The following is a 4,886-nucleotide window of genomic DNA, read 5'->3' on the forward strand; positions in this document are numbered from 1 at the left end:
GATGATTTGTGGCGAGCGGTTTTCCCTGAACCCCCAGCCTCTTCTCCCCTTGTGGCAGAGGGTTTTAGGGCGAGGGGGGTGACGGATGAAGCAGAGCGAGCCAAACTGCGTGCAGAACTCGATGGCATCATTGCCCACCTCTATGGCCTGACGGAGGCAGAGTTTGCCCATATTCTCAGTACGTTTCCACTAGTGCCTGATACCACCAAACAAGCAGCCCTCCAAGCCTACAGGGATATCGCAAGGGGAGAGATTAGATGATGACTAGCTACTACGGCTTCACCGACGCAGAACTCGACGACCTCATCAACTACGACATCAAATACCGTATGGGCAGAGGCTCCGGGGGTGATGGCTCACGAGTAAATTTGAAATCCTCACTCCCCTCAACTTCACCGTTCGCACCTCAGAAGAGTACTGGCAAAAACTAATCGTCAAACATCCAGACATTGCCAATCTTGAAGCCGAAGTAAGACAAGCGCTGAGCAGTCCCGATGAAATTCGTCGCAGTAGCCGAGATCCAAATCTGTTGCTGTTTTATCTGACTTTGAAAGAAAAGCGATGGGTCGTTGCCGTCGCCCGACGCTTAAATGGAGATGGCTTTCTAATCACAGCCTACCAAACCGATGCAATCAAAGAAAGAGAAACCCTATGGCGCAAGTAAAGATCTACTACGAACCCGAAATGGAATTGTTAACCGTCTTTTGGCAACCACCCCGCAAAAATCAAATTGCCACAGAACTCGGTGATGGCGTGATTTTAATTAAAGATGAAACAACAGGTGAACCCATTGGCATGGAACTGTTATCCTATCGTCCTAGCGATAACCGATTTGATACCGTTAGCGTTGAGATGGGTCGATTAGCAGGTATTTCATAAATGCGTCCTTGCCCACCACCCAAAAACTGATTGGGGTTTCACCGACGCAGAACTCGACGACCTCATCAACGATGACATCAAATACCGCATGGGCAGAGATAACGGAGGTGAAGAATAATGCATACCATTCCTTTCAATCTTCAATTACAGCAACGGCTCTCCATCACCTCTGACCAACTCTCAGAATTTTGTCAGCGTCGGCAGATTCGCGAACTGGCTCTCTTTGGTTCCGTTTTACGTGATGACTTCCACGCCAATAGCGACATCGATATGCTGGTTACCTTTCAACCCAATGCCAAAGTTAGCCTTCTGGATTTGGTTGATATGCAGTATGAGCTAGAAGACTTATGCCACCGCAAAGTGGACTTACTCACCAAAAAATCAGTGGAAACTAGCCCCAACTGGATTCGTCGCAAGGAAATTCTGAGTACAGCTAGAGTGATTTATGAATCGTGATCAAACCTACCTAATTGATATTGCTACGACTTGTCAAACCGTGATTGAACTGATTCAAGGCATGAGTCAATCATCGTTTGTCGCAGACAAGCGCACCCACCTTGCTGTGCTGTATGAAATTACGGTTATCGGAGAAATTGTCAAGCGGCTCTCTTCAGAATTTCGGCAAGACCATCCAGAAATACCGTGGCGGCAAATCGCTGGAATGCGGGATAAGTTAGTGCATGACTACAACAAGGTCGACCTAGATTTGACCTGGGAAGTGACTCAATCTAGTATTCCTGAGCTTCTGGAGTTTGTGCTGCCCCTGCTACCCCAAGAGGAGGTTGACTATGATAGTTGATCGCATTCTCGCCCACCACCCAAAAACTGATTGGGGCTTCACCGAAAAAGAACTCGACACCTGATCAACTACGACATCAAATACCGCATGGGGCGGGATAGTGAAAGGTAACAGTAAAAAGGCAAAAGGTAAAAGTATGAGGAAGTTGGATGCACTCAAGCTAGTTCAATCTCACCAGGAGGAGCTACGAACGTTAGGCGTTAAGTCGCTCAATCTTTTTGGCTCCGTGGCCCGCGATCAAGCCTTAGTGGAACTCGATGAATCTATTGGCTTCTTTGAGTTTTTCCGCATCAAACATTATCTGGAAGATCTGTTTCAGTGTCTTGTTGATTTAGGAACTGTTGACGCGCTCAAAGAACATCTCAGGCAACCGATCTTGGAGGAAGCAGTTCATGTTTTCTAGATCTGCCAAAGAACGCATCCAAGATATTCTCAACGCCATCGATAGCATTCAGCGTCGGACTGATGGTAGCTGGTGATGCTTGTCTTGGTAGTTTGGTGGCGGCAATTGCCCTAGTAGGAATTCGGTAAGATAGGTCAGTCTACAGCAGCCGACTGAATGCCGACTGAATAATATCGTGATGGCGATCGGGAATGACATGGTTTAAGCAAAACGGGTGGATGGTGGGCGATCGCCCGTCTAGGGTGATGGCTTTAGGGCTACTATCTGTTCTGGTAGTAGTGTTTTGCCTTAGTTTATCCCTAGGGTCAGTCGCGATTCCCCTCGACCAAGTGCTGACTATTTTGGTAGGGGGCAGGCCCGATCGGGCTACGTGGGGTACGATCGTACTTCAGTTTCGTTTACCCCGCGCCTTGACTGCATCCCTAGCAGGGGCAGCTCTCTCTGTAAGTGGCCTGCAAATGCAGACCCTGTTCCGTAACCCGCTTGCAGGGCCGTTTGTACTTGGCATCAATGCTGGGGCTAGCTTAGGAGTAGCGTTGGTGGTATTAGCTGTGCAACTGGCTGGGATGTCAGGCCAATGGCGACAATTGGGCTGGTTGAGTGATCTGGGGCTAGTGGCCGCAGCAGGTCTCGGTGCGGCAATCACCCTTGTGATAGTTCTCCTGGTTGCTCGCCGCCTCCAGAACAGCATGACCCTGCTAATTCTCGGCCTTATGATTGGTTATGCTGCCAATGGCATTGTTACTGTTCTGCTCTATTTCAGTACTGCTGAACAGGTGCAAACCTATCTGCTGTGGACATTTGGCAGTTTTGCCGGGGTGAGTTGGCGACAACTGCGCTTATTGGCTCCACTGGTAGGGCTGGGGTTAGCCCTGGCCCAGGTGTGTTTCAAGTCCCTTAATTTAATGCTGTTGGATGATATGCGAGCCACTAGTCTGGGTCTCAATGTGCAACAGTCTCGACTGTGGATTATCCTCAGTGCAGCTTTGCTAGCAGGTACTGTGACTGCCTTTTGTGGCCCCATTGCGTTTCTAGGTGTAGCTGTGCCTCACCTTTGCCGCAGCCTTCTACAAACCTTGGATCACCGCTGGCTAGTGTCTGCTACTGCCGCCCTAGGAGCCAGTCTTGCCCTTGTTGCTGACCTTATTGCCCAAATGCCAGGACAGGCGATCGCCCTTCCTCTCAATGCTGTTACAGCCCTCATTGGTGCCCCTGTCGTTACCTGGATCATTCTCAAACGTCAACAACTGGAAGGATAGGGGTTGCCTAAAAGCACCTGAGTCAGCTAACCCTGGCTTATGGATGAGAGCACAGCCTGGAACTCTAGCCGACAAAAGGCTTGGCCAGCTTTTAGGTGACAGGCTTGGTTGCCCTTGTTGATCACCCTTACACCAGCTTCAGTTGTGCTAAGTTGACTGCCTTCTAACTCAGACGGCACGACCCACTCAGCTACTAGTTGCGATTGAGCTTGCAGTGACTTAACCAATTGGACATGCACCGTCTGCTCAATGTTCTGAAGGCGAAACCCGAGCTGGCAAATAACAGCTTTTCCTGGCTCTAGCTCGATCGCATCTAGCCGTTGCAGCACAAATAGCTCACGATCGCCCAACACGGTAGGCACCAGAAATCGGCGCGTTAGCCAACACCCCAACGTCACTACCACTGTCCGTTTGCCATTGCCAAGCAGTGGCTGCTTCTCGATAGTTATGGGCAAAAGCTTCATGACAGGCACTCGCAGAAGGTGCGGCAGCTCAACTACATGATGTCGATAAATCGCTTGAGTATCGGGCAGCAGTGGACTGGTAGTAGCGTGAGTTGTAACCGATGCCGGACTTTGCAGCAGGTCTTGGCTTGCAGAGGCTGTCTCTGTAGCAGAGGGTAAGAGTGGATCAGCAGGTGGTGATGCCGTGGATTCAGAATTAGCAGCCTCTGGCTCTAAAGATTCTAGGCTAACTACCATTGGGGAAGATAGGTTGGCTGCCTGCTGCATGGTTGCTAACTCCTGCTCAAAGGCTTGCGAAAATATTGCAACCATCTTATTAGATGGCTCCTCAGCATTCTCTAGCAGCAAGTGCAGCGGTGAAATTGGACGACGAGGAATTGATGACTTACGAGCTGAGGCACGGGCACGTGCTTCTCGTTCTCGCCGTTTGCGCTGCTCAAGCTGTTGTTGCATGACCGTTTGTCGATTTTGCATGTAGTCTGCCCAGAAACCAGGATTCAACTCGTCCATCGTCTGGGCGATTGACCAAATTTCGACCATCATCATGTTGTAAAACATCTGGTCAGACTTCTGGAGGGACTCAATCCATCGCAACAAACCCCATGTGGAACCTGCTCGACCTTTAGTTTCAGCCTTGCTGCCGGTAGATTTCCCCATGACACTCCTCCATTTACTGAACAGTCTGGTGATTGAAGGCCATGTCTCAGCTAGGGTGAACTTCCTGTCTGTGCTAGCACTGCCTTAATTTGTGGAACGCTGAGAAATTTCTTGGCCTCTGCTAGCAAGCGATCGCCCCAGAGGTTTTCCTTGAGAAATTCCAAATCGGCATACCGCTTATCTAACCGAAGAGCTTGCTCGCCTAGCAGTAACCCTTGGGTGCGATCCCCTTTTGCATAAAGAGCAACAGCCAAGGCTAACTGTGGTTCCGCTTGCTTATCGTCAATGGCTATCGACTCTCGCCAGTGTCTCATAGCCCCCTCTACATCTCCCTGCTCATACCTAATCAACCCAATGTTGTTGAGAGCAGGCCAAAACTTGGCATCGTGCTGGACTGCTTTTTCATACTGAGCAATGGCTTCACT

9 protein-coding genes are annotated in these 4,886 nt (G+C 49.8%); 7 read left to right on the forward strand and 2 right to left on the reverse strand.

Translation table 11 applies throughout. The features are described from left to right. The 7 genes from NZ772_13790 to NZ772_13820 form a co-directional block, all read left to right on the forward strand. A partial coding sequence (locus NZ772_13790) for a hypothetical protein (GenBank protein ID MCS6814621.1) occupies window positions 1–261 on the forward strand: 261 nt, incomplete at its 5' end. Between the two features lie 112 nt (window positions 262–373). Continuing rightward, a complete protein-coding gene (locus NZ772_13795) occupies window positions 374–664 on the forward strand; it encodes a hypothetical protein (GenBank protein MCS6814622.1) in 291 nt (96 codons plus the stop codon). After that, window positions 652–879 (forward strand): hypothetical protein, encoded by a 228-nt coding sequence (locus NZ772_13800; protein MCS6814623.1) that lies wholly within the window; start codon window positions 652–654, stop codon window positions 877–879. The genes NZ772_13795 and NZ772_13800 overlap by 13 nt, the downstream gene beginning before the upstream one ends. Before the next feature lie 117 nt (window positions 880–996). Beyond that, on the forward strand, window positions 997–1,335 hold the full coding sequence (locus tag NZ772_13805; protein ID MCS6814624.1) for a nucleotidyltransferase family protein: 339 nt from the start codon (window positions 997–999) through the stop codon (window positions 1,333–1,335). Further along, window positions 1,325–1,678, forward strand: a complete 354-nt coding sequence (locus tag NZ772_13810) for a DUF86 domain-containing protein (GenBank protein ID MCS6814625.1) — start codon at window positions 1,325–1,327, stop codon at window positions 1,676–1,678. Before NZ772_13805 ends, NZ772_13810 begins: the two co-directional genes overlap by 11 nt. Window positions 1,679–1,814: 136 nt before the next feature. After that, window positions 1,815–2,081, forward strand: coding sequence for a nucleotidyltransferase (locus NZ772_13815; GenBank protein MCS6814626.1), 267 nt, complete (start codon window positions 1,815–1,817; stop codon window positions 2,079–2,081). A gap of 191 nt (window positions 2,082–2,272) precedes the next feature. Next, the gene (locus tag NZ772_13820) at window positions 2,273–3,340 is read left to right on the forward strand and encodes an iron ABC transporter permease (protein ID MCS6814627.1); all 1,068 of its coding nucleotides are present in this window, start codon (window positions 2,273–2,275) and stop codon (window positions 3,338–3,340) included. A gap of 26 nt (window positions 3,341–3,366) precedes the next feature. Here NZ772_13820 and NZ772_13825 read toward each other — a convergent pair whose 3' ends face one another. Both NZ772_13825 and NZ772_13830 read right to left on the reverse strand, forming a co-directional pair. After that, window positions 3,367–4,461, reverse strand: a complete 1,095-nt coding sequence (locus NZ772_13825; protein MCS6814628.1) for a hypothetical protein — start codon at window positions 4,459–4,461, stop codon at window positions 3,367–3,369. Between the two features lie 50 nt (window positions 4,462–4,511). Continuing rightward, the coding region (locus NZ772_13830; GenBank protein MCS6814629.1) for a tetratricopeptide repeat protein at window positions 4,512–4,886 on the reverse strand (375 nt) is incomplete at its 5' end.

The organism is Cyanobacteriota bacterium, assembly GCA_025054735.1.
GTDB lineage: Bacteria > Cyanobacteriota > Cyanobacteriia > SKYG9 > SKYG9 > SKYG9.

What these genes read in the sequence shown, in the direction of transcription:
- NZ772_13810 (MCS6814625.1), top strand. Translation starts at nt 1,325, where the DNA reads ATGAATCGTGATCAAACCTACCTAATTGATATTGCTACGACTTGTCAA.
- NZ772_13805 (MCS6814624.1), top strand. Translation starts at nt 997, where the DNA reads ATGCATACCATTCCTTTCAATCTTCAATTACAGCAACGGCTCTCCATC.
- NZ772_13825 (MCS6814628.1), bottom strand. Translation starts at nt 4,461, where the DNA reads ATGGGGAAATCTACCGGCAGCAAGGCTGAAACTAAAGGTCGAGCAGGT.
- NZ772_13820 (MCS6814627.1), top strand. Translation starts at nt 2,273, where the DNA reads ATGACATGGTTTAAGCAAAACGGGTGGATGGTGGGCGATCGCCCGTCT.
- NZ772_13815 (MCS6814626.1), top strand. Translation starts at nt 1,815, where the DNA reads ATGAGGAAGTTGGATGCACTCAAGCTAGTTCAATCTCACCAGGAGGAG.
- NZ772_13800 (MCS6814623.1), top strand. Translation starts at nt 652, where the DNA reads ATGGCGCAAGTAAAGATCTACTACGAACCCGAAATGGAATTGTTAACC.